This window comes from Rhodoplanes azumiensis (genome assembly GCF_042682915.1).
Taxonomy (GTDB): domain Bacteria; phylum Pseudomonadota; class Alphaproteobacteria; order Rhizobiales; family Xanthobacteraceae; genus Rhodoplanes; species Rhodoplanes azumiensis.
On the sequence record NZ_JBHUIW010000009.1, the window covers coordinates 91,269 to 116,360 of the forward strand.

Here is a 25,092-nt window from a genome sequence, read left to right on the forward strand (position 1 = left end):
GTTCGGTCGTCGAGGCTTTCGGCCTCCCCCGTCTTCTGCTACCGAGAGAGTCGCGCTTCCGCTCGACGGAAGCCGATCGTTTCGCGTTGCCGTTCGGGGCCGGGATCGGCCTCGACGATTGAGACGACGGAGTACCGTTGATGCGAGCACGTTCGATGCGAGCGCGTTTGATGCGAGCACGTTTGGCTGGGGCTCTCTCGCTGGTTCTGCTGGTCGGCGGGTGCGGCTTCCTCGACGCGCCCCAGAAGGGCGATCCCGGCCCCGCCGGCCCGCCCGGCCCGCCCGGTCCGGCCGGCCCCGCCGGGCCTCCCGGCCCGCCCGGACGCGGTGCCGGTGGGCTGCGCTTCGCCGAGTTCACCTGCCAGCAGACCGCCTGCTCGGCCGCCTGCGAGCCGAACGAGCGGCTGGTCAACGCCTTCGCGGTCAACCCGGCCGGCACCTTCACGGTCGAGGACGACCGCAGCGTCGTCTACACGCCGCCGCGCCGCGGCCCGTCCGGCAAGCTGGTTCTGGTGTGCGTGGCACCCTGACCGGCGTCGCGCCGGCTTCCCGCGGGAGGTAGGCATCACCTGATCGGCCTTCATGCGAAGGCGAGGAGCGCCAGCGCGGCGAGTGCGGCGGCGAGGCCCAGCGCCTTGCGGGCCGTCATCGCCTCGCCTTCGACCGCGACCCCGAGCAGCGACGCCGGCACGAATCCCATCTGGGCGATCGGCACGACGACGCTCGCCTGACCGGCGGAGAGCGCGTTCACCATCAAGAGGAAGGCGGCCGCCAGAACCCCGGCGGTCGGCACCGCGTGCCGCCACAGCCCGGGCGGCCAGGCGAGGCGGCGCTCGATCGCTGCCGTCGACAGCACCGCGAGGCTCGCGAACACCATCGCCTGGGCGGCGACGAGCGTCGCCGGCGCGGCGCCGCCGAGGCTGCCGAGCTTGTGGCAGAAATAGCCCGCCCCGGCCGCGACGGTGGCGACCAGCACCTCGGCGAGCGAGCGGCCCGAGAGCCTTCGTGTGCCGGCGGGCGGCGCCCCGCCGAGCAGCAGCGGAACGGCGAGGAGCGCGAGCGCCAGCCCGCCGAGCTTGGCCGGCGTGACCGGCTCGCCGAGCGTCGCGATCGCCAGCGCGACCGTGACGACGAAGCCGAGCCGGAACACCGGGCCGTTGACGCTCACCGGCCCGGTGCGCAGGCTGCGGGCGAACAGGAAGAAGCCGACGAACAGGAACAGGCCGGCGAGATTGCCCCACGCCGCGGCGCCGCCGACCGTGAGCGTTCCGGTCACGGCGGCGTAGAGGATCACGGACGGGGCGAACAGGCAGGCCTGCCCCATCAGGAAGTGATGGGCCGCGTAGCCGTCGCGGGCGGCGCGGCGGTAGATCCAGTCGCCGATCCCGAAGCAGATCAGCGCCCCGAACGCACAGGCGGTCGCGCTCGTCATCGTCGGCTTTCGCGCGGCTGCTTTGCAGACAAAGCATACGGTGCCGCTTCGGGATGCCTATCCCGCACTGCGGCAGGCGTTTCCGCCGTCTCTTCCCTTTGCAATTTCCAAATCCCTGTCGGATGATCGGTGCCCGCGACCGAACGGATCGCCAATCGCCGCGAACGCGGCGCCGGCGCGGGTGGCCGACCGCGGTTCCTTCCGGCGCTCGGAGAGGACGCGGGCGCGCCACCTCCCGCCGACATAACAACAGGAGGAACGAAACGCCATGCCGAGAGTGACTCGTCGTGCCTTCGTGGCCGCAACCGCCGCCGGAACCGCATCGGCCGTGATCGGGATGCCGGCGATCGCCCAAGCCGTGCCGTTCAAGATCGGTCTTCTCACGGTGAAGACCGGGCCGCTCGCGCAAGGCGGCATCCAGATGGAGCAGGGCATCACGGTCCTGCTCAAGCAGCGCAACAACACCTTCGCGGGCCGCAGGATCGAGCTGATCTCGGCCGACACCGGCGGCAACCCGGCCGGCGCCAAGACCAAGGCGTCCGAGCTGATCGAGCGCGACAATGTCGACGTGGTGCTCGGGCCGCTCGCCGCCTTCGAGCTCCTCGCGCTCAACGACTACATCCGCCAGAAGGGCACGCCGCTGATGAGCCTCGCGGCGGCCGAGGACGTCACCCAGCGCCAGACCAACCCCTATATCATGCGGCCCTCGGCGACCTCGGCGCAGTGCTGCCACGTGCTCGGCGACTATGCGGCGAAGGAGCTGAAGTACAAGCGCGCCGCGACCATCTCCGAGGACTTCGCCTTCGGCTACGAGCAGATGTCCGGCTTCCAGCGGGTGTTCGAGGACAACGGCGGCAAGGTGGTCAAGAAGCTGTGGCCGCCGCTGGTGACGCCCGACTACACGCCCTACATCGCCCAGATCGGCAATGTCGACTGCGTCGCCAACGGCTTCGCCGGCTCCAACCCGGTCAAGTTCATGCGCGCCTACGCGGATCTCGGCATGAAGCGCATCCCGCTGCTGGCCGGCTGGACCGCCATGGACGACGCGCTCTTGAAGAGCCTCGGCGACGAGGCGGTCGGCGTCGTCTCGGCCGCCTGGTACTCGGCCTCGCTCGACAGTCCGGTCAACAAGCAGTTCGTCGCCGACATGGCGAAGGACTACAACGTGCTGCCGGGCGGCTACTCGGCCGGCATGTACATCGCCGGTCAGGTGGTGGAGGAGGCGTTGAAGAAGACCGGCGGCAAGTCGGACGACAAGAAGGCGTTCAACGAGGCGCTGCGCGGCGTCTCGCTCGCCGACACGCCGCGCGGGCCGGTGAAGTTCGACAAGTACGGCAACGTCGTCGGCGACGTGCACATCCGCCGCTGCGAGCGCAAGGGTGGGGCGCTCGTCAACACCATCGTCAAGACCTATCCGGACGTGAGCCAGTTCTGGACCTACGGCGACCAGGCGTTCCTCGCCAATCCGGTCTACGCACGCGACTACCCGCCGGCCAAGAACCTGGAGTGAGCTCGTCCGAGCGTCCGTCCTCGTGGTGAGGAGGGGCGCACGGTCGTCGGGCACGACGCCCGCTCTCCCTCTCCCCGCGTGCGGGGAGAGGGTCGGGGTGAGGGGGCGCCTCCGTATCCACGCGACGCCCCCTCACCCGGACCTCGCGCTCGCGCGCGAGGCCCGACCTCTCCCCGCAGGCGGGGAGAAGTGACGGTCGCGGCCCACCCATCGCCATCGTCAGTCGAGGTTGCGCGGAGTTCTCCATGAGTCTCTGGTTGACCCTCGCCGTGAACAGCTTCGCGCTCGGCGGGCTCCTGTTCCTCCTCTCGTCGGGCTTTTCGCTGATCTTCGGGCTGATGCGCATCCCCAACCTGATGCACGGCTCGTTCTTCATGCTCGGTGCCTATCTGGGCGTGACGTTCCTCGACCGCGGCGCGAACTTCTGGATCGCCGCGATCGGGGCGGGGCTGATCACGGCGCTGCTCGGCGGCCTGATCGAGCGGTTCCTGCTGCGTCGGCTCGAGGGGCAGGTGCTGCCGCAGGTGCTGCTCACGCTCGGTTTCGCCTTCATCATCGGCGACGTCTGCCTGATGGTGTGGACGGGCGACCCCTGGCAGCCGTCGACGCCGGCGCATCTCGCCGGCGCCGTGCAGGTCGCCGGCCTGTTCTTCCCGCTCTACCGGCTGGTGATCCTGGCGGTCGCCGTGGTGGTGGCGATCGCGCTGTGGATCATGGTCGACTGGACTCGGCTCGGGGCGATGATCCGGGCCGGTGTCGACGACCCGCCGATCGCCCGCGTCGTCGGCATCAAGGTGTCGCAGCTCTTCACCCTGATCTTCTCGCTCGGCGCGGCGCTCGCCGCCTTCGCGGGCGTGATGGGCGCGCCCTATCTCTCGGTCTATCCGGGGCTCGACTTCGAGATGCTGCCGCTCGCTCTCATCGTCGTGATCCTCGGCGGCACCGGTAGCCTGCTCGGCGCGCTGGTCGGCAGCTTCATCATCGGGTTCCTCTACAATTTCGGCCAGGCGATGTTTCCGGATCTCGCCTACGTGATCCTGTTCCTGCCGATGTTGCTCGTGCTCGTCCTGCGCCCGCAGGGCCTGTTCGGCAAGGTGGTGGCATGAGCGCGGCGACCGGTCCCGTCACGCCGCGCGCCATCGCGATCGCCGTGGCGCTGCTGCTTCTCCTCACGCTCCCGCTGTGGATCACCAACGCCTACTACGTCAACATCGCGAGCCAGATCCTGTTCTTCGCGGTGTTCGCGCTCGCCCTCAACGTGCTGGTCGGCTATGGCGGACTCACCTCGCTCGGCCATGCCGGGCTGTTCGCGATGGCCGGCTACACGGCGGCGCTGCTGCTCGGCCGCGGCCACGGTCATCTGGTCGCCGACATCGCCGCGCTCGTCGTCACGGTCGCGACAGCCGCCGTCTACGCGGTGCTGTCGCTGCGGGCGACCGGCATCGGCTTCCTGATGATCACGCTGGCGATCGGCCAGATCCTGTGGGGCATCGCCTATCGCTGGGCGAGTCTCACCAACGGCGACAACGGCATCAACGTCGCGACCCGGCCGGCACCGTTCGGGCTGAGCCTTTCCGGCGCGGACGGCTTCTACTATCTGTGCCTCGCCGTGTTCCTCGCCTGCGTCGCCACCATGGCCGTGGTGGTGCGCTCGCCGTTCGGGGCGAGCCTGCGCGGCACCCGCGACCAGGAGCGGCGGATGGCCGCGCTCGGCTACGATGTGTGGCTGATCCGCTTCTTCGCCTTCCTGCTGTCGGGCTTCTGGTCGGGCGTCGCCGGGCTCCTGTTCCTCTACTACAACCAGTTCATCAGCCCGCAGGTGGTGGCGCTCACCACCTCGGCCGAGGCGTTGCTGATGGTGATCGCCGGCGGCACCGCGACGCTGCTCGGGCCGATCGTCGGCGCCGCCATCGTGGTGATCATGAAGAACGTCGTCAGCGCCTATATCGTGCGCTGGAACATGGTGCTCGGCATCATCTTCATCCTGATCATCAGCTTCATGCCGGACGGGCTGGTGCCCGGCACGGCGCGGTTCTGGGCCTGGGCGCGCCACCGCCTGCGCCACGGCGCGCCGAAGCCGCAGGACGCCGACGGCACCGTGCCCGCCGAGACCGCCACGCCGGCCACCACGAAGGAGGGCGGGGCATGATCGCGCTCGAGGTCAAGGAGCTGAGAAAGTCGTTCGGCGGCCTCTACGTGACGCGTCGTGTGAACCTTTCCGTCGCGGCCGGCGAGCGGCGCCTGATCATCGGCCCGAACGGCGCCGGCAAGACGACGCTGTTCAATCTCGTCACCGGCGAGATCACGCCGGACTCGGGCTCGATCGCGCTGTTCGGCGAGGACATCACCAGGACGCCGGTGCGCGACCGCGCCCATCGCGGCATGGCGCGCACCTATCAGATCATCACGCTGTTCGGGCGCGACACGTTGCGCCGCAACGTCATGCTGGCGCTGCTCGGCCTCTCCGAGCGGCGCTGGAACCCGTTCATCGACTTCGAGCGCCAGCGCGATCTGGTCGAGAAGGCCGAGGCGGCGCTCGCCATGGTCGGGCTCGCCCATCTCGCCGACCGGCCGCTCGCCGAGACCTCCTACGGCGAGCGACGCCGTGTCGAGATCGCCATGGCGCTCGCTCAGAAGCCGCGCGTGCTCCTTCTCGACGAGCCCTTCGCCGGCCTGTCGATCGACGAGCGCCAGGACGTCCACAAGCTCCTGATGGCGGTGCCGCGCGACGTCACCATGGTGATGATCGAGCACAACATGGACGTCGCGCTGGAGTTCGCCGAGAAGATCACGCTCCTCAATTTCGGCGAGGTGATCGTCGAGGGCACGCGCGCCGAGGTGGTCGCCGATCCGCGCACCCGGGAGGTCTATCTTGGCCACTGACGCACTCGCGCTCGCCGGGGTCGACGCCTATTACGGCGACAGCTGGATTCTTCAGGGCGTGTCGTTCCGGCTCGGCGAGGGGCGGCTCCTCGGCCTGCTCGGTCGCAACGGCGCCGGCAAGACGACCTGCATGAACGTCGCGGTGGGGCTCCTGCACCCGCGCCGCGGCAGCGTCCGCGTGTTCGGCGACGAGACCTCGCGCCTCGCGCCCGAGCAGATCGCGCTGCGCGGCGTCGCGCTCGTTCCGCAGGGCCGCCGCGTCTTCCGCAGCCTCACGGTGCGGGAGAACTTGATCGTCGCCGCGCGAAAACCGGTCGGCGGCGGGGCGGCGGCGTGGACGCTCGACACCGTCTACGCGATGTTCCCGCGGCTCGACGAGCGCAAGCACCAGATGGCCGCGTATCTGTCGGGCGGCGAGCAGCAGATGCTGGCGATCGGCCGCGCCCTGATGTCGAACCCGCGCGTCCTCCTGATGGACGAGCCGTCGGAAGGTCTCGCGCCGCAGATCGTCGCCGACGTGATGGCGACGGTCCGCAAGCTCAAGGCGAGCGGCCTGTCCATCGTGCTGGTCGAGCAGAACCCCAAGCTCGTCTTCGACGTCGCCGACGACATCGTGATCCTCGACACCGGCCGGGTCGCCGTCGCCGCCACCACGGCGGAGGTCGAGCACGGCGTCGATCTCGGCCAGCATCTCGGGGTGTTTTGAGCGGGGGAGGAACGTGGGCTCTCAAGCTCCGGTCCGGCGCTGCTCCAGCGCGGCCCTCACCGTCTCCGGCTCGCGGGCGATGACGGTGAGATAGGCCCTCGCGGCCTGGTCGGGTTCGACCCGGCCCTGCTCCCAGTCGCGAAGCGTGCCGAGCGGGATGTGGTATCGGGCCGCGAAATCTTCCTGCGTCAGCCCGAGCGCCCGACGCACCACCTTCACCTGCGGCGTGCGCTTCATCCGCTTCATGTCGGCTTCGGTGAGGGGCCGCGCATCCGGATCGGCCGCCGCTGCGCGGCTTCGCTCGGCTGGAGACATCGCATCGAAGCGGCTCCAGTCCGTCATCCCAGTGCCCGGCCGCTCAAATGTTGTCTTCGTGGTATCGCCGTTTTTCATAGGGCTCGGCTCCGCGTGCGGAAATGATGCGAATTGTCTCGCCGCGCATCGTGTAAGCGACATACAGCAGGCGGCCCTCCACCATCCCGAGAAGACACCACCTGTCCTCGCCGTAGTCTTCGCGATCGTCGAACCACTCGACGGCGAACGGGTCTCGGAACACGAGCGTTGCCGTCTCGAAACTCACACGATGGTCGAGTTCGTTCCGTGCCGCTTTGGCGTCGTCCCATTCGAAGTCGTTGCGTGTCATAAGTACGGAATATCCGTAGTTTGTCAATGGATGCCGTGCGGCTCACGGGGAGGTCCGCGCTCACTCCTCCGTGTCCGCCAGCAGGGCGGCGTTGCCGCCGATGGCGGCCGTGTTGATCGTGATGGTCTGCTCGACGGCGAAGCGGCGCACATAGTCCGAGCCGCCGGCCTTGGGGCCGGTGCCGGAGAGGCCGCTGCCGCCGAACGGCTGGGTGCCGACCACGGCGCCGATCATGTTGCGGTTGACGTAGACGTTGCCGTGGCCGAGTCGGGCGATCGCGCGCTCGGCCGTCGCGGCGATGCGCGAGTGGATCCCCAGCGTCAGTCGCGTGCCGTTGCGGGCGATGTCCTCGACGAGGTCGTCGAAGCCGTCGGCCCGCCAGCGCACGACGTGCAGGACCGGGCCGAACACCTCGTCCCGAAGATCGCTCGCCCGGTCGAGCGCGATCACGGCGGGCGGCACGAAGATCCCGTCTCGCGGCAGCGGTCGGTCCGCGTCGGCACGCCACAACAGGCGGCCCTGCTTCTCCGCCCGGTCGAGCCAGGCGAGGAGGCGGTCCTGCGCGTCGGCGTCGATCACCGGGCCGACATGGGTCGCGGGATCGCGCGGGTCGCCGATCGCGAGCTCCCTGGCGGCGCCGACCAGCATCGTGATCACGGGATCGGCGACGTCCTCCTGCACGCACAGGAGCCGCAGCGCCGAGCAGCGCTGGCCGGCGGAGCGGAACGCCGACGTGATCACGTCGTCGACGAGCTGCTCCGGCAACGCGGTCGCGTCGGCGATCATGGCGTTGATGCCGCCGGTCTCGGCGATCAGCGGCACCAGCGGCCCGTCGCGCGCCGCCAGATCCTGGGCGATCGATCGCGCCACCGCGGTCGATCCCGTGAAGGCGATGCCGGCGAGCCGCGGGTCGCCGACCATCATCGCGCCGACATGGCCGTCGCCGGGCAGCAGATGAAGCGCGGTCGCCGGGATGCCGGCGGCGTGCAGGAGCCGCACCGCGTGGGCGGCGACGAGCGGCGTCTGCTCGGCCGGTTTCGCCACCACGGCGTTGCCGGCGACCAGCGCCGCGGCGACCTGGCCGACGAAGATCGCCAGCGGAAAGTTCCACGGGCTGATGCAGGCGACGACGCCGCGCCCACGCCGCCGCAGCAGGTTCGACTCGCCGGTGGGGCCGGGCAGCGGCTCGGGCGAGAGCGTCCGACGGGCGTCCAGGGCGTAGTAGCGACACAGATCGACGGCCTCGCGGACCTCGGCGAGCGCGTCGTCGAGCGTCTTGCCGCCCTCGGCCTGAAGGAGGGCGATCAGCGGCCCGCGCTCCCGCTCGATCAGGTCGGCGGCGCGGACGAGCGCAGCCGCACGCGTCGTCAGCGCCGTCGCGTCCCAGGCCGAAAAGCCGGCCGCGGCCGCCGCCATGGCGGCCGTGACGATCGCCGCGTCGGCCTCGGTGACGCGGCCGATCACGGCGCCGTCGATCGGCGAGATCACGTCGCGGACATGGCCGGGCAGGGCGACGCCGTCCACCAGCGGCGCCGCAATCAAGGGCGCTGCGTGGCGCGCCTCCGGCAGCCGTGCCGCGGCGACGAGCGCGGTCAGGCTCTCGGCATGGCCGAACTCGATCCCTTCGCCGCCGCGCCGGCCCGGATGGATGTCGCAGGGCATGGGCAGGCGTGGGTTTCTCGCCTGCGCGGCACTGACGATGATCTCGCGGGGCCGCTTCAGCACGGCCGAAAGCGGCACGGCCGGGTCGGCGGCGCGCGACACGAAGGACGAGTTGGCGCCGTTCTCCAGGAGCCGCCGCACCAGATAGGCGAGGAGATCGCGATGCGCGCCGACCGGGGCGTAGACCCGGCAGGCCGCGGCGGGCTCGTCGGCGAGCAGCCGCGCGTAGAGCGCCGCGCCCATGCCGTGCAGGCGTTGGAACTCGTAGCCCTCGGTGCCGCCGGCGATCTCGATCACGCTGGCGATCGTCAGGGCGTTGTGGGTGGCGAACTGCGGCGAAAGATGCGGCCGCGCCGCCAGCAGGGCCTGGGCGCAGTCGAGATAGGCGAGGTCGGTCATCGCCTTGCGGGTGAAGACCGGATAGTCGGCGAGGCCGCGCTCCTGCGCCCGCTTGATCTCGGTGTCCCAGTAGGCGCCCTTCACCAGCCGCACCGGGATGCGGGTGCGGCGCGCGCGGGCGAGGTCGGCGAGCCAGGCGATCACGGCGCCGGCGCGCTTCTGGTACGCCTGGACGGCGAGGCCGAGCCCGTCCCAGCCGGCCAGCTCCGGCTCCGCCAAGAGACGCTCGAACAGGTCGAGCGACAGCTCCAGCCGGTCGGCCTCCTCGGCGTCGATGGTGATGCCGATGCCGTGCGCGTGCGCCGCCCCGGCGAGGTCGCGCAGCCGCGGCCCGAGCTCGGCCATGACGCGGTTCCGCGACACCGCCTCGTAGCGCGGATGCAGGGCGGAGAGCTTGACCGAGAGGCTGGGTCGTCCGTCCGGGTCGGTGCCCGTCCGGGTCGCGCCGGCGGCGGGCGGTCCGGCGTGGCGTGCCATCGCGGCGAGCGCGGCGGCGTAGTTCGCGGCATAGCGCTCCGCGTCGGCGGCCGTGCGGGCGCCTTCGCCGAGCATGTCGAACGACCAGCGCAGCCGCGGTTGTCGCGCGGCCCGGTGGACCGCCTCGCCGATCGTCTCGGCGAACACGAAGTGGGTGCCCAGCAGCCGGATCGCCTGGCACACCGCGGCCCGCACGGCCGGGCGACCCAGCCGGGCGACCAGCGGCGCGACGAGCCCGTGCGGCGTCTCCTCGGCGGCGACCAGGCGGGCCGACAGGCCGAGCGCGGCGGCGGCGACCGAGCCGACCAGCGTGCCGGAGCGGCCGGCGTGATGGACGAAGTCGGCGGCGCGCAGCCGGTCCTCGATCAGCCGGTCGGCCGTGGCGTCGTCCGGGACGCGCAGCAGGGCCTCGGCCAGCACCATCAGGGCGAGGCCTTCGCGGGTGGAGAGGGCGTATTCGCGCATCAGGTCGTCGATGCCGCCGATGCCGCCCGGCCCGGTGCGCACGGCCTCGACCAGCCGGGTCGCCCGCGCCTCGATTCGGGCCTCGGCCGCGGGATCGAGCCGCCCGGCGGCGAGGGAGCGTTCGGCGATCGGCTCGTCCGGCGGCGCCAGTGGCGCCCGGAACGGCGCCGGCCCATTCGGTGGCCGGGATGCCGGCATGGCCGCCTCCTGCGTGCTCATCGTGACCTCCTCGACCCGGACTCGCGTGTCCGCCGCGTCGGATGAACGGCGGCTATCGCCGCTGCGACACAGTGTCGGGTCGTCGGACCGCGACGGGACACGAAATCGCGCGCCAGATCAGCGACCGTGTGGCATCGTCGCGACGGCCGACGCCGTTTCGCGGCGCGGTACGACGTTCGGCGGTCGGCCGGTCGCGAACCCGGTCCGGGCTGCGGGACTGGAACAAGGGCGGGAACGACAAGGGCAAGAACAATGCGCATGGGCAGGCTCCTGCGGCGCCTCCTGCTGTTGCCGGCGACGACCGTCGTGGTCGTTCAGGCGGCGATTTCGATTCTCGCGTCCCCGGCGATCGCGCAGCCCTACGTCAAGTTCACGCTCGACGGCCGGATCGACAGCCGCGCCGCCCCGTTCCTGCTCGCCCTCGACCGGGGCTGGCTGAAGGCCGAGGGCCTCGACGTCTCGATCGACCCGGCCCCGTCGCCCCAAGAGGCGCTCGCGCGCGTCGCCGCCGGCACCTACGACCTCGCGCTCGTCGACATCAACGCGCTGATCAAGTTCCGTGCCCAGACCCCCGGCGCTGCGATGACGGCCGTCTTCATGGTGGAGAACCGGCTGCCGTTCGCTGTCCTGGCGCGTCGCGGCCGCGGTATCGTCGGCCCGAAGGAGCTCGACGGCAAGCGTCTCGGCGCCTCCACGGCGGACGGCTCGCTGACCTACCTGCAGGTGTTCGCCAAGCTGAACGGCGTCGAGCCGGCCCGCCTCCGGCTGGAGGCCGTCGCCCTGCCGGTGCGCGAGCCGATGCTGGCCTCGGGCCAGGTCGACGCCATCGCGGCGCGCACCGCGACGGTCGTCGATCTGCGGGCCCGCGGCGTGCCGGCCGAGGACATCGTGGTGCTGCCGATGGCCGACTACGGCGTCGCCCTCTACGGCCAGGCGATCGTCGCCGCCGCGCGCATGGTGGCCGAGCGGGGTGTCGCGTTGCGGGCCTTCCTGCGGGCCGCCGCGCGCGGCCTCGAGGAAACGGCCCGCGACCCCGCCCGGGCGATCGATTCGGTGGTCCAGCGGACCGAGCAGGCGGCGCGGGACCGCGAGCTCGCCAAGCTGGAGATCGATCTCGTCGGCAGCCTGGTGACGCCGGAGGTGCGCGAGAACGGGTTCGGGGCGGTCGACATGGAGCGGCTCGGCCGATCGATCGATCAGCTCGGCCTCGGCAGCGAGCTGCGCGTCAAGCCGAAGCCCACCGAGGTGTTCGATCCGTCCTTCCTGCCGCCGCTCGACGAGCGCCTGCCCCCCGGCGGGCCGGCCCGCTGACGACGGAACCGAGACGACGGAACCGAGACGACGAGGCCCGAGACGACGGAGCCCGGGGCGCGCGCGCTCCGGGCCTCCTGTATTGCGATCTCGTGCGGGCTCGGGGCCCCGCGGGCGCCGCTTCAGGCGACCGACTGCATCCCGGACCGGGCGGCCGCCCGCATGTCGGGCGAGCGTCCTTCGGCGCCGCCTCTGTCGCCGCCCGCCTTGGCGGTGCCGCGCGGGCGCAGCGTCTCGGCCAGCACGGCGACGAGATCGTCGCGCACCACCGGGTCGGCGTCGGTCCCGGTGCAGATGCTGCAGGCGACGTCGGCCAGTGCCGGGAGGTCCGGGTCGTCGCAGATCGAGCCGGCGTCGGCGAGCGTCCGCGTCATCGCGGTGACGCCGAGACCCGCCGCGACGGCGCGTCGCAGCTCGTCGATATGGCCGGCCGTGAAGACGATGTCGAAGCTGCGCCCGGCGCTCTCCAGCGCGGCGACCATGTGGCGGTGGAACATGCAGGTCTCGCCGCGGCTCACCAGCGGCAGCGGCTTGCCGGGATCGAGCCCGAGCGGCCCGCGCGTCCACACCATGTCCTCGCGCCAGTGATGGCTCGCCATCTCGTGCGGGTGCGGGCTCGTCATCGCGACGACGACGTCGATCTCGCCATGCTCGAACTCCTGCAGGAGCGTGGTGCTGCACCCGGTCTTCATGTGCAGCCGCACGTCGGGCCAGCGCGCCCGGAACGCCGCGAGGCTCTGCCACAGCGGCAGCCCGATGAAGTCGCCGGGCAGGCCGAAGCGCAGGAGGCGGCCGCGGCCGGTGCCGTGCGCGAGCGAGACGATCTGATCGTTGATGGCGAGCAGCTTGCGCGCCTGGACGACGACGTTGCTGCCCTTCTCGGTCAGGCTCACACCGGGCGCGCTCTTGTCGAGCAGATCGAACCCGAGGAGGAACTGCAGGCGCTTGATCTGCGCGCTGACCGCGGGCTGGGTGACACCGAGCTTCTGGGCCGCCTTGGTGAAGCTGCGCAGATCGACGACCGTCAGCAGCGTGCGCAATAGCTCGGTCGGAATATTCGTCATCGAAAAACCCGCTGGTGCCTGGGTGCAGTGCGCTCGATCGGCCTTGCTCCTGGCTCGATGCGGTCAGCGTGCCAAATCTCGCGGACAATCAATTTGATCTAGGTCAGTTCAGGCGCTGCGCTGCGGGATTTTCGCGGGTGCGAAGTGCACCGTGACGGCGGTGCTGCGGTACGTGATTCTCGGCTCGGTGGGGGCTCGCGACGCGTGTTTATCGCGGGCCGTCGAGACCGTCCGAAGTCGCGCGGTCGAATATGCGCCGGCGGACTCGCGGGGCGCGGGGCCGCCGCACGGTCGAACTTTGGACGCTTTCCTCCGGCTTGGCTGTGGTTCGCCTCCGGTCGGGAGGGGATTTTGCGTTCGCGCCTCCGATCGGATTAGACTGGCACGCCCGCGACGCGATCCGGGCGCGATCTTCCATCTACGGGGCTGGTCATCCGATGCGCGTGTCGTCTCCGCTCGTCGTTCTCCCGGCCGCCGTGGGCCTCGCCCTCGCGGTCGCCACCGCCGATGCGCGCGCCGCCGGCGAGGCGCTGCTGCTGGTCGAGGCCGACACCGGCAAGGTGCTGAAGGCCGAGAACGCCACGCATCCGTGGTATCCGGCCTCGGTCACCAAGCTGATGACCGCCTACGTGACGCTGCGCGCCGTGAAGGAAGGCCGAATCACGCTCGATACGGTGTTCACCGTGTCGCCGAACGCGGTCGCCCAGCAGCCGACCAAGATGGGCTTCGCCACCGGCACCCAGGTCACGGTCGACAACGCCCTCAAGATGATGATGGTGAAGTCGGCCAACGACATCGCCGTGGTGCTGGCGGAGGGCGTGTCGGGCTCGGTCGAGGCCTTCGCCGACGAGATGAACGCGGCCTCGGCGCGGCTCGGCATGACCCAGTCGAGCTGGGTCAATCCCAACGGCCTGCCGGCCGACGGGCAGATCACCTCGGCGCGCGACATGGCGATCCTGGCCCGCGCGGTGCTGCGCGAGCTTCCCGAATACGAGGGCTACTGGGGCATCCCGGCGATCCGCTTCGGCAAGCGCATCATCCGCAACACCAACTCGCTCCTCGTTCGCTATCCGGGCGTCGACGGCATGAAGACCGGCTTCATCTGCGCCTCGGGCTTCAACGTCGTCGCCACCGCGACCCGCGACGGCCGCCGGCTGATCGCCGTCGTGTTCGGCGCGCCGTCCCCGGCGGTGCGCGCCGCCAAGGCCGCCTTCCTGTTCGAGAGCGCCTTCACCAACACCGGCCTCGGCTGGCTGGCGCCGTCCTACGGCAATGTCGCGTCGCTGGCGCCGATCGCGGCCGAGCCGCCGAACCTGCGCGAGGAGATGTGCGGCAAGCACCGTCGCCGCCCGGCCGCCGAGGACGCCGACGACGACGAAATCGCCGGCATGCCGGGCAGCAACGCGACGGGCGAGCCCGGCGGCGTGCAGGCGCTGCTGTTCCCCGGCGCCCGGACGGCCGGGACCAAGGCCTCGGCCCTGGTCTCCCAGACCATCGCGGTCGGGCCGCCGATCGACGTCCATGTCGGGCCGCCGCGCCGGCCCGGGACGGCCCTCGCCTCCACCGGGGCGGGCCGGATCGTGCCGCCCGCCAAGCCCGACGCCGGCGCCGCGGCGCTCGCCACCGCCACCAAGCCGCCAACCCCGAAGCCGGCGCCGAAGGGCCTGGTGGCGCTACCCAATCGCGGACCGACGGCCGGCGCCGTGCCGGCGCCGCCGGCCAAGCCGAGAGCGGTCGCGCCGAAGCCCGTCGCGGCGAAGCCGGCCGGCACCGCGGCCACGACCGCGACCGGGGCCACGACCCCGACCGACGCCAAGCCGGCGGCCCCGAGGCCCGTGGCTGCCAATCCCGGCGCCGCAAAACCGAAGCCGACCGCCGCGACGAGCCCGGCGACGACCGCCGGCGACAAGCCGAAACCGGCGGGCAGCGCGCCGAAGTCCGCCGCCGCCGGAGCGACCGCAGGTCCGCCCAAGCCGACCGCCGCGCGTCCGGCCGCCGCGCGTCCGGTGGCCTCGCCGGCCGCCAAGTCGATCGACGGCACCGACACATCCTCCGCCACGCGGACCCAATGACCGAATCATTCGACCAGCGGACGCGGGGCCCGGTCGCCCCGTTGCCGCTTTCCGTGCTGACCGGCTTCCTCGGCGCCGGCAAGACCACGCTGCTCAACCGCCTGGTGCGCGACCCGGCGCTCGCCGGCACGGCGATGCTGATCAACGAGTTCGGCGAGATCGGTCTCGACCATCTCCTGGTCCGGCCGGTGCGCGACGGCGTCGTGATGCTGTCCACCGGCTGTCTGTGCTGCACGGTGCGGGGCGATCTCGTGACCGCCCTGGAGAGCCTGCTGCGCGACCGCGACAACGGGCGCGTCGCCTTCGATCGCGTCGTGATCGAGACGACTGGGCTCGCCGATCCGGCCCCGATCCTGCACACCCTCATGGTGCATCCGTATCTCGTCATGCGGTTCCGGCTCGACGGCGTGATCACGGTGGTCGACGCCGTCAACGGCGCCGCGACCCTCGACGCCCATCCGGAGGCCGTGAAGCAGGCCGCCGTCGCCGACCGGCTGGTGATCAGCAAGACCGATCTCATCGACCCGGCGGAGCGTCGCGCCGGCTTGTCGCGTCTCGCGGCGCGGCTCGCGACCCTCAACCCGGCGGCGCCGCAGATCCCGGTGGCGGAGGCCGCGCCGGCGCGGCTGTTCGACTGCGGCCTCTACGACCCGGCGACCAAGACCGTGGACGTGCGCCGCTGGCTCGCCGCCGAGGCGGTCGAGGTGCCGCGCGATCATCGGCATCACGGTCGTGATCACGACCATCATGATCAGGGTCGTGACGCCGAGGATCCCGACGGGCACGACCCCGCGCCGCATGCGCATGGCACGGGTCGGAATGGGCATCGTCACCACCACGGCCCTCACGGTCACGACCCGAACCGCCACGACGACCACATCCGCGCCTTCACGCTGTCGACCGAGGAGGCGGTGCCGGCCGCCGCCTTCGACATGTTCCTGGAGCTCTTGCGCTCCGTCCACGGGCCGGAGCTCCTGCGCCTCAAGGGTATCGTGAAGCTCGCCGAGCAGCCGGACGCTCCGATGGTGATCCACGGCGTCCAGCACGTCTTCCATCCACCCGCGCAGCTCGCTGCCTGGCCGGACGACGACCGGCGCACGAGGCTCGTCCTGATCGTCCGCGACATCGCCGAGGCGCGCATCCGCGAATTGTTCGCCGCCTTCCTGTCGGCGGTCGGGCCGGACCGGCCGGACCGCGCCGCCCTGGTCGACAATCCGCTGGTGCCGTTCGGCGGCATCGATCGGTAGCGCCGCGACCGGGCCGGTTCCGGGCGACGGGCACAAGGGATCGGTGAAAACAGTTTCACCGTGTCGGCTCGGACGCGGACGCGTCGTTGGCTGCCGCTCGCAGTGCGGGCGCCGCGCGAGGCCGAGCCCGTGAGGGATGACGATGCCTGATCGTGACTCTGACCAGACCCGTGCGGACGCGCTCGCTGCCGGCCTGTCGACGCCGACGGAGATCGCCTCCTGGTGGATCGGGCTCGGGCCGGCGCGGTGGTTCGTCAAGGATCTCGCGCTCGACGACGAGATCCGGACGCGCTTCGGCCCGGCCCACGCGGCCGCGGCGGCCGGCCGGCTCGCGGCGTGGGAGGAGACGGCGGAGGGTGCGCTGGCGCTGCTCCTGCTGCTCGACCAGTTTCCCCGCAACATGTTTCGCGGCTCGCCGCAGGCTTTCGCGACCGATGCCCAGGCGCTGGCGATCGCCGAGCGGGCGATCGCGCGCGGCTTCGATCGGGCGTTCGACAACCCGGTCCGGCGGTTCTTCTACCTGCCGCACATGCACTCCGAAGACCTCGCCGACCAGGAGCGCTGCGTCGCCCTGTGCCGGGCGGCCGACGATGCCGACGGCGTGCACCACGCCGAGCTGCACGCCGACATCATCCGCCGCTTCGGCCGCTTCCCCCACCGCAACCCGCTGCTCGGGCGGCAGACCACGGCCGAGGAGCAGGCCTTTCTCGACGCCGGCGGCTTCGCCGGCTGAGCCGGGGAAGACCCGGGGTGGCGCGAAAACGAGCCGTGCGCGTCGGCGAAAACCGCCGTGGCGCCAAGGTTTCGTCGATTTTGGCGTGTTGAAGACCCCGGGGGACGACGTTCACACGAACACCGTGTGCACACGAACACCGTTTGGAGCCGACCGATGATCGACACCACGCGTGCAGGCCGTAGCGGATGGCTGGCTGTCGCCGGGCTGCTGCTCGGCGTCGTCCCCGCGCTCGCGGCCGACCCGACCGGCGAATGGATGGTCGCCGACGGCGTCGCCAAGGTCCGCATCGAGAGCTGCGCCAACAAGCTCTGGGGCGTCGTCTCCTGGGAGAAGGAGCCGGGCGGCATCGACCAATACAATCCGGATCCGGGCAAGCGGGCGCGGCCGACGCTCGGCATGCCGATCCTGCTCGGCATGCAGCAGCAGCAGCCGGGCCGCTGGGACGGCGAGATCTACAACGCCCAGAACGGCAAGACCTACACGGCCAACATCAGGCTCTCCAGCCCCGACCAGCTCGAGCTGCAGGGCTGCGTGCTCGGCTTCCTGTGCGGCGGCCAGACCTGGACCCGCACCGCCGCGGCGCTGCCGACCCAGAAGCCGCCGGCGAGCGCCAAGCCGGCCGCGACCGCCAAGCCGCCGGCCCGCGGCACCACCGGCCAGGCGGCGACGCCCGAGGTGGGCGCCGCCAAGAATTTCGAGACCGTCAAGGACGTCTGCACCGCGGTCGCCGACGCCACCGGCCTGCCGGTCGTCGCCGAGCAGCCGCCGGCCCGCCCGGCCGCGGGCGGTGCCAGGCCGGCCCCGGCGCCGCGCTGAAGCGTAGGCCCGCCCGCACGGCAAGCCGAGCGAAACGAATAATGCCCGCCGCGCGGCGGGCATTATTCGTATCTGACACCAACGACCCCGGACCTCGACCCGTCATCCTGAGGCGCTCGCGCAGCGAGCCTCGAAGGATTCGGCCGGCCAAGTCGCCGAGCCGACTTGGCTTCAATGGCATCGATCTCGGGCTTGCCCGAGATCGGTATGTAACGTCGGCAAGTCGGTGAGCCGACTTGCCGTGGCCCGGCTTCGCCGAGCACCTCGGCGTGACGGAGAGAGCCGGCTCGCGCCGTCGGTGCACGCCTGAATTACCGCGACGGTCTCACTCCGCCGCGGGAACCTCGTCCTTGCGGGGCGCCGCCGGGGCGGGCGCAGGCGTCTCCGGCTCGGTCGGCGCCTCCGTCTCGATCACCCGCGGCGGCCCCATCAGGGCGGGCTGGAACAGCACCGCGAAGCACATCGTGGTGACGAGCGACAGCGCCAGCAGCTCGCCCATGCTCGACGTGCCGGGATGGCTCGACATCCACAGGGAGCCGAATGCGGTCGCGGTGGTGAGCGCGCTCCACACCACGGCGCGGGTGAGGCTCGACTGCAGGAGCCCGGTCTGCCCGGCCCGCCACGCCATGATGTAGTAGATCTTGAACGCGACACCGACGCCGAGCAGCAGCGGCAGGGCGATGATGTTGGCGAAGTTCATCGGCATGCCGATGATCACGCAGAACTCCAGCGTCAGCACGCCGGCGAGCAACAGCGGCACCAAGGTGAGCAGCACGTCGCCGAAGCGGCGCAGCACGATCCACAAGAGCGCCATGATCGAGACGAGGGCGTAGAGGCCGGCCTGGATGAACGCCGACACCACGGTCTCGCCCGACTTCAGGATCGAGATCGGGGCGCCGGTGGCGTCCGGATAGACGGCGAGGATCGACTGGGCGAAGCCGCGGAGCACCGCGGTGTCGTTCGGATCGCCCTTCGGGGTCGCCTCGACGCGCAGGCGCCCGTCGTCCGTGCGCCAGCTGGACACCAGATCGGAGGGCAGCGTCTCGAGCGTGATCGGCTGCGCCTGCAGGAGGTCGCGCCACTGGTCGAACATCGCCTTCAGCGGGACGATGAAGGCGGCCTCGACCGTCTCCCGCGTCTTCGGCGACGCCGCGGCGAGGCGGCCGAGGGCGGCGGCGAGCCGCGCCGAGGCCACGGCGCCGGAGCCCGGCCGGTCGACCTGGATGCGGGTCAGGAGATCCTCGCCGCGCTTGAGCGCCGCGACCTCGTCCTCCTCGCTCGGGGGCGGCATCATCCGCGGGTTCAGCGCCGGGACCAGCACCTTCTTCAAGGTCTCGAGGATCGCGAGCTTCTGCTCCTGGTCGGACGGCACGAAGCTCGTCAGCGTCATCACCCGGCCGACCTCCGGCAAGGTCCGCAGCTTCTGCGCGGCCGCCTCCGCGGCGGTCGCGTTCGGCACCAGCACGTCGATGGCGTTGGCGCCGACGTTCGGGTCGGCGCGCAGGTCGAGCAGCGTCGCCACCGACTCGACGTTCTTGTTGCGCAGGTTGACCGGGTTGAAGTCGAAGGTGAGGAAATACAGGAGCGGCGCGCCGAGCAGCGCGATCCCCACGGTCCCGCCGATCACGGCGAAGCGATATCGCTCGAGGAAGCGGTCGACCGGCGCGAGCTGACGATAGCCGATCTCCTCCGGCTCGCCCGCCGGCTTCATCACCTCGAGGAGCGCCGGCAGCAGCGTCACGCTGGTGACGAGCGCGATCATCATGCCGACGCCGGCGATCTTGCCGAGCTCGGAGATGCCCGAATAGTCGGTCGGCGTGAACGACAGGAAGGCCGCCGCGACGGCGCCGGCGGCGAGGGTCAGCGGCGCGCCGATCCGGCGCGCGGTGGCGACCAGGGCCGTCTCTAGATCGTCGATCTCGTGGCGCTCCGTGCGGTAGCGCACCGCGAACTGGATGCCGAAGTCGACGCCGAGACCGATGAACAGCACCGCGAAGGCGACCGAGATCGGGTTGAGCGCGTCGACCATCATCAGGCCGAGCGCCGCCGTGACGGCGAGCCCGACGAACATGTTGGCGTAGACGGCGAAGATCAGCTTGCCGGAGCGCAGCGCCATCCACAGGATGCCGAGCACCACCACGACGGTCAGCACGGCGTCGCGCACGGCGCCGGTCTGCATGGTGGAGAATTCCTCGTCCGCCATGGCGATCGAGCCGGTGAGCCGCACGCGCGCCTGGTACTGGCCGGCGAGGTCGAGGTCGCGGGCGGCCTCGCGGATCGCGGCCGACGCGGCGGCACCGGGCTCCAGCGCCGAATAGTCGAGCACCGGCCGCACCACGATGAACTGGCGCAGATCCTCCGGCGTGGGCGCCTTGCCGGTCATCAGCGCCTGCCAGGAGAAGCTCGCGGGCTTGCCGGCCAGCGCCGTCTCGATCGTCGCGGCGGCGCGGTCGAAGGCGGGCGCGGCGGCGTCGAGCTGCACCATGTTGCCGCGCACGCCCGACAGCACCAGCGACAGGCCCTGGACGAGACCACGCAGGTTCGGATCGCCGCCCAGCGTGCGGACCAGCTGCCCGGCCTGGGACAGGCCCTGGGCCGTCGTCTCGAGCTCCTGGACCGGCAGGAACAAGAGACCGTTGCGCGCGAAGAACGGGCCACCGCCCGGATCCTCGACGGCGCGGAACGCCGTCGTGTTCTGCTTCAGCCGGGCCGCGAGCGTCGCGGTGGCGCGCGACGTCAGCTCGGGCGTCGGTGCGTCGACCACCACCAGGATGGTGTCGAAGCGGCCCGGGAACGACTTCTCGAAGGCGATCTCCCGCTGTCGCCAGTCGAGCGCCGGCGAGATCAGCTTGTTGACGTCGGTGTCGATGGCGAAGTTGCGGGCCGCGTAGACGCCGGCGACGACCGCCAGCACCAGATAGAGGCCGACGACGACCCGGGGGTGCCGAATGCAGAACCGTACGGTGCGGACGATCGACTTGACGAGCATGGGTCCGGTCGTGGGGGGTCAGAGGACGTGTCGCGTGGTTCGGGCATCTGCCGGCGGACGGGGCTTTTGCGTGCGCGCCCCTCGGCCCGCCCTGCCGCCTTCACCGCACCGACGACGAAAGTCCGCGACCCCACCGGGGCCGCGCGTGCATGTGCTTCATAATAGGGCCGGAATTGAGGTGGCAACCCCGTGCGAGGCAGGCCCGATCCTCGCCGGAAGGTGGAGCTGTCGCGGGATGGCGGCTCCACCGCCTCGACGCTGCACCGTGCCTGCGGGTTCAACTCACGGATTATCAACAGGTTGCGGTCTAATCCGAAGGTCGGCTGCGTCACCTCGGAGAGCGCCACGCGCGCCTGCGCCGGTGTCGCCGAACTGAAACAACAGCACGTTACAGGCGTCGGAAGCCTCTGGAATTGCTCTCGGGTGCCGAATGAACAAGCGTTCATGGTGCCGACCGAGCGGTCGGCCGGCGCTTGAACCGGCGGCGCCTTCCGATTAACACCAGGAGTTCTGCCGCCCGCCGAAGACGATATCGGTGCGATATCGACGACGGCACGGCGTGTCGCAGGCGAGTTCGGGAAGCAGGAACAATGGCAATACCGTTCTTCAAGGAAATGCGTATTGGCGCGTATGTGCTGAAGCAGAAGATGCTCGGGCGAAAGCGCTACCCGCTCGTGCTGATGCTGGAACCGCTGTTCCGCTGCAATCTCGCCTGCGCCGGCTGCGGCAAGATCGACTACCCGGACACGATCCTCAATCAGCGCATGTCGGTCGAGGAATGCCTCGCCGCCGTCGACGAGTGCGGCGCCCCGATGGTCGCGATCCCGGGCGGCGAGCCGCTGATCCACAAGGAGATCGGCGAGATCGTCAAGGGCATCGTGGCGCGCAAGAAGTTCGTCTCGCTGTGCACCAACGCGCTGCTGCTCGAGAAGAAGCTGCACCTGTTCGAGCCGTCGCCCTACCTGTTCTTCTCGGTCCATCTCGATGGATTGAGGGAGCATCACGACCGCTCGGTCTGCCAGCCCGGCACGTTCGACAAGGCGGTCGCCGCGATCAAGGCCGCCAAGGCCAAGGGCTTCGCCGTCAACGTCAACGCGACGATCTTCGAGGGCATGTCGGCCGAGGACATCGCCGGCTATCTCGATCTCACCGCCGAGCTCGGCGTCGGCGTGTCGATCTCGCCCGGCTACGCCTACGAGCGCGCCCCCGACCAGCAGCACTTCCTCGCCCGCAAGCGCACCAAGGAGCTGTTCCGCAAGGTCTTCGCGCTCGGCAAGGGCAAGCGTTGGCAGTTCATGCATTCCGGCCTCTTCCTCGACTTCCTGGCCGGCAATCAGCAATTCCAGTGCTCGCCCTGGGGCATGGCGACCCGCAACATCTTCGGCTGGCAGAAGCCCTGCTACCTGATCGGCGAAGGCTATGCCAAGACCTTCAAGGAGCTGATGGAGGAGACCGACTGGGACTCCTACGGCACCGGCCGCTACGAGAAGTGCGCCGACTGCATGGCGCATTGCGGCTACGAGCCGACCGCCGCCGACGCCACGATGCGCCGGCCGCTCGCGGCGCTCAAGGTCGCGCTGTTCGGCGTCACGACCGAGGGCGAGATGGCCCCCGAGATCTCGCTCGAGAACCAGCGCCCGGCCGAGTACGTCTTCTCCCGCCACGTCGAGAAGAAGATCGCCGAGATCCACGCGGCCGAGAAGCCGAAGCCGCAGCTCACCGCGGCCGAGTGAGACACGGCGCGGCGCGTCGGCCCGGCCGGCGCGTCCGCGCGCTGCAGGCGTCACCCGTTCCATGTCGACCGAAGGCTTCTGGCAGCACCTTTATCCCGGCCCGGCGGACGATGCCGTGGCGCAGTCCGGGCCGCCCTATAAGGACCGCTATCCGGTGCCGGTGGGCGACGGGCTCGTGCTCGACCTGCCGCTGCGCACGCTTCCCGAGGGTGACCGCGCCGTCGCCTCGATCATCATCAACCAGGCCTCGTTCGCCGTCGTCGATCGGTTCGCCGACGCCCTCGCGGCGCTCGGCCGCGCGCTGGCGCCGGATGTCGTCGTCGGCCTTCCGACGCTCGGGCTGACGCTCGCCCCGAAGGTCGCCGAGCGGCTGGGGCACGCCCATTACGTCCCGATGGGGTACTCGCGAAAGTTCTGGTACGACGAGGCGCTGTCCGAGCCGGTCTCCTCGGTGACCACGCCGACCCAGGCGAAGCGCCTCTATCTCGACCCCAACCTGATCCCGCGGCTCGCCGGCCGGCGGGTCGTGATCGTCGACGACGTGGTGTCGCGTGGCACCACCGTGACGGCGGCGCGCCATGTGCTCGATCGGGCCGGCGCCGTGACGGTCGGGGCGCTCGCCATCATGGGCCAGACCGAGCGCTGGAAATCCGTGCTCGGCGGCCTGCCGGTGCGCACCGTCTTCACCACGCCGCTGTTCGAGCGCCGCAGCGACGGCTGGTGGCCGGTCGCGACGACGGCGGGGTGAACGACCGAAAAGGTCGTCAGCGATGCCGTGTCACATCCCGAACGCCACCCTTCGGTCGTTCGCGCGCTTGAGGTTGCGGTAGCGCGCCATCGCCCACAGCGGGAAGAACTTTCGGTAGCCGTGGTAGCGCAGATAGAACACGCGCGGAAAGCCCGTGGCCGTGTAGCGCTCCTCGTCCCACAGCCCTTCGGCGTTCTGGGTGCGCGCCAGATAGGCGACGCCGCGCTCGACGGCGGGATGGTCGACCTCGCCGGCCGCCATCAGGGCGAGCAGCGCCCAGGCGGTCTGCGACGACGTGCTGGGCGCCGGCTCGTATCCCCTGTAGTCGAGCTTGTAGCTGGTGGCGTCCTCGCCCCAGCCGCCGTCGACGTTCTGGATGCGGATCAGCCAGTCGGCCGCCTTGCGCACCGCCGGGTCGTCGCGGCCGAGGCCGGCGGCGTTGAGGCCGCACAGCACCGACCAGGTGCCGTAGATGTAGTTGAGCCCCCAGCGCCCGTACCAACTTCCGTCGGCGAGCTGCGTCTCGCGCAGATAGGCGACACCGCGCGCCATCGCCGGGCTCGTCTCCGGTGTCTCGCCGAGCTGCGCCAGCATCGACACGCAGCGCGCCGCGACGTCCTCGGTCGGCGGATCGAGCAGGGCGCCGTGATCGGAGAACGGGATGTTGTTGAGATACGTGTAGGTGTTGTCGGCGTCGAAGGCGGCCCAGCCGCCGTTCTTGCTCTGCAGGCCGAGCACCCATTCGCGGCCGCGCTCGATCGCCATGTCGAAGCGGCCGTCGCCGCCGGTGTTGCGTGCCCGGTCCATCGCCATCACCACGACGGCGGTGTCGTCGAGATCGGGATAATGGGCGTTGGCGTACTGGAACGCCCAGCCGCCCGGGCGCACGCCCGGCCGCGCATGCGCCCAGTCGCCTTCGAGGTCGAGCACCTGCAGCGGCTTCAGCCAGTCGAGACCCTTGCGGGCCTTCTCGACCGCCGTCTCGCCGCCGGCCTCCAGGAGTGCGTGGCAGGTCAGCGCCGTGTCCCACACGGGCGAGACGCAGGGCTGGCAATAGGCCTCCTCGTCGCCGACGACGAGCAGCTTCTCGATCGAGCGGCGGGCGACGGCACGTTCCGGATAGTCGGGCGGGAAGCCGAGCACGTCGAACATCATCACCGAGTTGGCCATCGGCGGATAGATGGCGCCGAGCCCGTCCTCGCCGTTGAGCCGCTCGCGCACGAAGGCGAGCGCCGCCTCGATGGCGCGCCGGCGCGGGGCGCGCGGCATCAGCGGGTCGATCACCCGGAGCACGCTGTCGATGCCGCGGAACAGGAAGAACCACCACCAGCTCTGATGCGGCGCTTTCTTGGGCGGACCGACCGTCGCGGGCGGCTCCAGGAACAACTCGTCGATGGTCACGCCGCGCGGGTTGCGGGCCTTCGGCTTCAGGGTCTGCAGCACCAGGAGCGGCACGATGGTGGTGCGCGCCCAGTACGAGATCTTCCAGATGGTGAAGGGCGCCCAGCGCGGCAGGAAGATCACCTCGGGCGGCATCACGGGCACGGCGTTCCACGGGATCACGCCGTAGAGGGCGAGCTGGATGCGGGTGAAGACGTTGACCTTGGAGCCGCCGCCATGCGCCAGGATCGCCTCGCGGGCGCGCCGCATGTGCGGCGCCTCGGGGTCGTCACCGATCATCTTGAGCGCGAAATAGGCCTTCACGCTCGCCGAGATGTCGAAGTCGCCGTCCTTGAACAGCGGCCAGCCGCCGTGCTCGCCCTGGATGCGGCGCAGATAGACGCCGATCTTGCGCTCGACCGCGGGGTCGGGCGTCTCGCCGAGGTGATGGACGAGCAGCACGTATTCGGATGGGATGGTCGCGTCCGCCTCCAGCTCGAACACCCAGTGGCCGTCCGGCTGCTGATAAGACAGGAGCGCGTCCGTCGCCTTCCGGATGTGGGTCTCGAGCGCCGCCATCAGGGTCGCTCCGGCGACCGG

General features: G+C 70.8%; 20 protein-coding genes. 13 read left to right on the forward strand and 7 right to left on the reverse strand.

Annotated features, from left to right (window positions below):
* The first annotated feature begins 182 nt into the window (after positions 1–182).
* Entirely contained in the window at positions 183–530 is a 348-nt protein-coding gene (locus ACFSOX_RS10005; RefSeq protein WP_378477664.1) for a hypothetical protein, read from the forward strand.
* Between the two features lie 50 nt (positions 531–580).
* Here ACFSOX_RS10005 and ACFSOX_RS10010 read toward each other — a convergent pair whose 3' ends face one another.
* Positions 581–1,432 carry an EamA family transporter gene (locus ACFSOX_RS10010; RefSeq protein ID WP_378477665.1) on the reverse strand — a complete coding sequence of 284 codons (852 nt, stop codon included), beginning with the start codon at positions 1,430–1,432 and terminating at the stop codon, positions 581–583.
* Between the two features lie 268 nt (positions 1,433–1,700).
* Between ACFSOX_RS10010 and ACFSOX_RS10015 the strand changes: the two genes are divergently transcribed.
* The 5 genes from ACFSOX_RS10015 to ACFSOX_RS10035 all read left to right on the forward strand — a co-directional run bounded on the left by ACFSOX_RS10015 (position 1,701) and on the right by ACFSOX_RS10035 (position 6,531).
* Positions 1,701–2,942 (forward strand): ABC transporter substrate-binding protein, encoded by a 1,242-nt coding sequence (locus ACFSOX_RS10015; RefSeq protein WP_378477666.1) that lies wholly within the window; start codon positions 1,701–1,703, stop codon positions 2,940–2,942.
* Positions 2,943–3,187: 245 nt separating this feature from the next.
* Positions 3,188–4,048, forward strand: a complete 861-nt coding sequence (locus ACFSOX_RS10020; protein ID WP_378477667.1) for a branched-chain amino acid ABC transporter permease — start codon at positions 3,188–3,190, stop codon at positions 4,046–4,048.
* Positions 4,045–5,091, forward strand: coding sequence for a branched-chain amino acid ABC transporter permease (locus ACFSOX_RS10025; protein ID WP_378477668.1), 1,047 nt, complete (start codon positions 4,045–4,047; stop codon positions 5,089–5,091). Before ACFSOX_RS10020 ends, ACFSOX_RS10025 begins: the two co-directional genes overlap by 4 nt.
* On the forward strand, positions 5,088–5,825 hold the full coding sequence (locus ACFSOX_RS10030; RefSeq protein WP_378477669.1) for an ABC transporter ATP-binding protein: 738 nt from the start codon (positions 5,088–5,090) through the stop codon (positions 5,823–5,825). The genes ACFSOX_RS10025 and ACFSOX_RS10030 overlap by 4 nt, the downstream gene beginning before the upstream one ends.
* Complete coding sequence (locus tag ACFSOX_RS10035) at positions 5,815–6,531, forward strand: ABC transporter ATP-binding protein (RefSeq protein WP_378477670.1); 717 nt, start codon at positions 5,815–5,817, stop codon at positions 6,529–6,531. The genes ACFSOX_RS10030 and ACFSOX_RS10035 overlap by 11 nt, the downstream gene beginning before the upstream one ends.
* Before the next feature lie 21 nt (positions 6,532–6,552).
* Here the strand turns inward: ACFSOX_RS10035 and ACFSOX_RS10040 are convergent, their stop codons facing one another.
* From ACFSOX_RS10040 to putA, 3 genes are read right to left on the reverse strand one after another with little or no spacing between them, the layout of a single operon-like run.
* On the reverse strand, positions 6,553–6,924 hold the full coding sequence (locus ACFSOX_RS10040; protein ID WP_378477671.1) for a helix-turn-helix domain-containing protein: 372 nt from the start codon (positions 6,922–6,924) through the stop codon (positions 6,553–6,555).
* Entirely contained in the window at positions 6,890–7,174 is a 285-nt protein-coding gene (locus ACFSOX_RS10045) for a BrnT family toxin (protein ID WP_378477672.1), read from the reverse strand. The genes ACFSOX_RS10040 and ACFSOX_RS10045 overlap by 35 nt, the downstream gene beginning before the upstream one ends.
* A 60-nt stretch (positions 7,175–7,234) precedes the next feature.
* A complete protein-coding gene (putA, locus tag ACFSOX_RS10050; protein ID WP_378477673.1) occupies positions 7,235–10,396 on the reverse strand; it encodes a bifunctional proline dehydrogenase/L-glutamate gamma-semialdehyde dehydrogenase PutA in 3,162 nt (1,053 codons plus the stop codon).
* Positions 10,397–10,654: 258 nt separating this feature from the next.
* Between putA and ACFSOX_RS10055 the strand changes: the two genes are divergently transcribed.
* Positions 10,655–11,707, forward strand: a complete 1,053-nt coding sequence (locus ACFSOX_RS10055) for an ABC transporter substrate-binding protein (protein ID WP_378477674.1) — start codon at positions 10,655–10,657, stop codon at positions 11,705–11,707.
* Positions 11,708–11,829: 122 nt separating this feature from the next.
* Here ACFSOX_RS10055 and ACFSOX_RS10060 read toward each other — a convergent pair whose 3' ends face one another.
* Complete coding sequence (locus ACFSOX_RS10060; RefSeq protein WP_378477675.1) at positions 11,830–12,771, reverse strand: LysR family transcriptional regulator; 942 nt, start codon at positions 12,769–12,771, stop codon at positions 11,830–11,832.
* 437 nt (positions 12,772–13,208) lie between these two features.
* Between ACFSOX_RS10060 and ACFSOX_RS10065 the strand changes: the two genes are divergently transcribed.
* From ACFSOX_RS10065 to ACFSOX_RS10080, 4 genes are all read left to right on the forward strand, one after another.
* The gene (locus tag ACFSOX_RS10065; RefSeq protein WP_378477676.1) at positions 13,209–14,843 is read left to right on the forward strand and encodes a serine hydrolase; all 1,635 of its coding nucleotides are present in this window, start codon (positions 13,209–13,211) and stop codon (positions 14,841–14,843) included.
* Positions 14,840–16,090, forward strand: coding sequence for a CobW family GTP-binding protein (locus ACFSOX_RS10070; protein WP_378477677.1), 1,251 nt, complete (start codon positions 14,840–14,842; stop codon positions 16,088–16,090). The genes ACFSOX_RS10065 and ACFSOX_RS10070 overlap by 4 nt, the downstream gene beginning before the upstream one ends.
* Positions 16,091–16,232: 142 nt before the next feature.
* Positions 16,233–16,823, forward strand: coding sequence for a DUF924 family protein (locus tag ACFSOX_RS10075; protein ID WP_378477678.1), 591 nt, complete (start codon positions 16,233–16,235; stop codon positions 16,821–16,823).
* 156 nt (positions 16,824–16,979) lie between these two features.
* Entirely contained in the window at positions 16,980–17,642 is a 663-nt protein-coding gene (locus ACFSOX_RS10080; protein ID WP_378477679.1) for a DUF2147 domain-containing protein, read from the forward strand.
* A 325-nt stretch (positions 17,643–17,967) separates the two neighbouring features.
* On the opposite strand, the gene hpnN is transcribed toward ACFSOX_RS10080, so the two are convergent.
* Entirely contained in the window at positions 17,968–20,631 is a 2,664-nt protein-coding gene (gene hpnN, locus ACFSOX_RS10085) for a hopanoid transporter HpnN (RefSeq protein WP_378477680.1), read from the reverse strand.
* A 590-nt stretch (positions 20,632–21,221) separates the two neighbouring features.
* On the opposite strand from hpnN, the gene hpnH reads away from it, so the two are divergent.
* Together hpnH and ACFSOX_RS10095 are read left to right on the forward strand one after the other, a co-directional pair.
* Positions 21,222–22,364, forward strand: a complete 1,143-nt coding sequence (gene hpnH, locus ACFSOX_RS10090; protein WP_378477681.1) for an adenosyl-hopene transferase HpnH — start codon at positions 21,222–21,224, stop codon at positions 22,362–22,364.
* A gap of 61 nt (positions 22,365–22,425) precedes the next feature.
* Positions 22,426–23,112 carry a phosphoribosyltransferase gene (locus ACFSOX_RS10095; RefSeq protein WP_378477682.1) on the forward strand — a complete coding sequence of 229 codons (687 nt, stop codon included), beginning with the start codon at positions 22,426–22,428 and terminating at the stop codon, positions 23,110–23,112.
* Between the two features lie 30 nt (positions 23,113–23,142).
* Here the strand turns inward: ACFSOX_RS10095 and shc are convergent, their stop codons facing one another.
* The gene (gene shc, locus ACFSOX_RS10100) at positions 23,143–25,071 is read right to left on the reverse strand and encodes a squalene--hopene cyclase (RefSeq protein WP_378477724.1); all 1,929 of its coding nucleotides are present in this window, start codon (positions 25,069–25,071) and stop codon (positions 23,143–23,145) included.
* Between the last annotated feature and the right edge of the window lie 21 nt (positions 25,072–25,092).

Bases quoted from the DNA above. Each gene is read 5' to 3' on its own strand.
- ACFSOX_RS10010 (WP_378477665.1), bottom strand. From the start codon at position 1,432: ATGACGAGCGCGACCGCCTGTGCGTTCGGGGCGCTGATCTGCTTCGGG.
- ACFSOX_RS10015 (WP_378477666.1), top strand. From the start codon at position 1,701: ATGCCGAGAGTGACTCGTCGTGCCTTCGTGGCCGCAACCGCCGCCGGA.
- ACFSOX_RS10020 (WP_378477667.1), top strand. From the start codon at position 3,188: ATGAGTCTCTGGTTGACCCTCGCCGTGAACAGCTTCGCGCTCGGCGGG.
- ACFSOX_RS10025 (WP_378477668.1), top strand. From the start codon at position 4,045: ATGAGCGCGGCGACCGGTCCCGTCACGCCGCGCGCCATCGCGATCGCC.
- ACFSOX_RS10030 (WP_378477669.1), top strand. From the start codon at position 5,088: ATGATCGCGCTCGAGGTCAAGGAGCTGAGAAAGTCGTTCGGCGGCCTC.
- ACFSOX_RS10040 (WP_378477671.1), bottom strand. From the start codon at position 6,924: ATGAAAAACGGCGATACCACGAAGACAACATTTGAGCGGCCGGGCACT.
- ACFSOX_RS10045 (WP_378477672.1), bottom strand. From the start codon at position 7,174: ATGACACGCAACGACTTCGAATGGGACGACGCCAAAGCGGCACGGAAC.
- putA (WP_378477673.1), bottom strand. From the start codon at position 10,396: ATGAGCACGCAGGAGGCGGCCATGCCGGCATCCCGGCCACCGAATGGG.
- ACFSOX_RS10055 (WP_378477674.1), top strand. From the start codon at position 10,655: ATGGGCAGGCTCCTGCGGCGCCTCCTGCTGTTGCCGGCGACGACCGTC.
- ACFSOX_RS10060 (WP_378477675.1), bottom strand. From the start codon at position 12,771: ATGACGAATATTCCGACCGAGCTATTGCGCACGCTGCTGACGGTCGTC.
- ACFSOX_RS10065 (WP_378477676.1), top strand. From the start codon at position 13,209: ATGCGCGTGTCGTCTCCGCTCGTCGTTCTCCCGGCCGCCGTGGGCCTC.
- ACFSOX_RS10070 (WP_378477677.1), top strand. From the start codon at position 14,840: ATGACCGAATCATTCGACCAGCGGACGCGGGGCCCGGTCGCCCCGTTG.
- ACFSOX_RS10075 (WP_378477678.1), top strand. From the start codon at position 16,233: ATGCCTGATCGTGACTCTGACCAGACCCGTGCGGACGCGCTCGCTGCC.
- ACFSOX_RS10080 (WP_378477679.1), top strand. From the start codon at position 16,980: ATGATCGACACCACGCGTGCAGGCCGTAGCGGATGGCTGGCTGTCGCC.
- hpnN (WP_378477680.1), bottom strand. From the start codon at position 20,631: ATGCTCGTCAAGTCGATCGTCCGCACCGTACGGTTCTGCATTCGGCAC.
- hpnH (WP_378477681.1), top strand. From the start codon at position 21,222: ATGGCAATACCGTTCTTCAAGGAAATGCGTATTGGCGCGTATGTGCTG.
- ACFSOX_RS10095 (WP_378477682.1), top strand. From the start codon at position 22,426: ATGTCGACCGAAGGCTTCTGGCAGCACCTTTATCCCGGCCCGGCGGAC.
- shc (WP_378477724.1), bottom strand. From the start codon at position 25,071: ATGGCGGCGCTCGAGACCCACATCCGGAAGGCGACGGACGCGCTCCTG.